The sequence below is a fragment of the Lysobacter sp. TAB13 genome (genome assembly GCF_052113885.1).
Classification (GTDB): Bacteria; Pseudomonadota; Gammaproteobacteria; order Xanthomonadales; family Xanthomonadaceae; genus Lysobacter; species Lysobacter gummosus.
The window spans coordinates 1-439 of the sequence record NZ_JBFRDR010000214.1 but is presented as its reverse complement, the minus strand read 5'-3'; the positions used below and the strand labels follow the sequence as shown (position 1 = coordinate 439).

The 439-nt window shown below is 65.4% G+C and carries 1 protein-coding gene; it reads right to left on the bottom strand.

What is annotated here, in order from left to right; all coding sequences use genetic code 11:
* A partial coding sequence (locus tag AB4Y92_RS25880) for an ABC transporter ATP-binding protein (RefSeq protein ID WP_441822224.1) occupies positions 1 to 439 on the bottom strand: 439 nt, incomplete at both ends.

Here is a 439-nt window from a genome sequence, read left to right as displayed (position 1 = left end):
CCGTCATCCCTGAGGCGACGCACGAGCTTCCACATGTCCTGGCGGAGCTCGACATCGACGCCCGCCGTCGGCTCGTCGAGAAACAGGATCTGCGGTTCATGCGCCAGCGCTTTGGCGATCAGCACCCGCCGCTTCATGCCACCGGAGAGCGTCATGATCCTGTTGTCCCGCTTGTCCCAGAGCGAGAGATCCTTGAGCACGCGCTCGACATGGGCCGGATTCCGCGGCAGGCCGAACAGCCCGCGGCTGAAGCTGACCGTCGCCCAGACGGTCTCGAAGGCATCGGTGGTCAACTCTTGTGGCACCAGCCCAATGCGGGCGCGCGCGGCCCGATACTCCTTGATGATGTCGTGGCCATCGGCGAGCACACTGCCCGATGTCGGGTTCACCAGTCCGCAGATGATGCTGATCAGCGTCGTCTTCCCGGCGCCGTTGGGGC